A 240-nucleotide genomic window follows, 5' to 3' on the forward strand; every position below is an offset into this window, starting at 1 on the left:
GTGTCGCAGGTTCGAATCCTGTCTTCCCGATATTATGGCGGTGTAGCTCAGCTGGCTAGAGCGTCCGGTTCATACCCGGGAGGTCGGGGGTTCGATCCCCTTCGCCGCTATATTGTTGATCTTGTTGGACCTTTAGCTCAGCTGGTTAGAGCTCTCGGCTCATAACCGAGTGGTCGTAGGTTCAAGTCCTACAAGGTCCATTGTTATCTTGGAGGATTACCCAAGTCCGGCTGAAGGGAA

2 tRNA genes are annotated in these 240 nt (G+C 53.3%); both read left to right on the forward strand.

Annotated elements, in window-relative coordinates:
* Positions 1–36 precede the first annotated feature (36 nt).
* Positions 37–110, forward strand: a tRNA-Met gene (locus tag HMPREF2918_RS03465).
* A 16-nt stretch (positions 111–126) separates the two neighbouring features.
* Positions 127–200 (forward strand) — tRNA-Ile (locus HMPREF2918_RS03470).
* Positions 201–240 lie beyond the last annotated feature (40 nt).

It is taken from the genome of Streptococcus sp. HMSC065C01 (assembly GCF_001813525.1).
GTDB lineage: Bacteria > Bacillota > Bacilli > Lactobacillales > Streptococcaceae > Streptococcus > Streptococcus parasanguinis_V.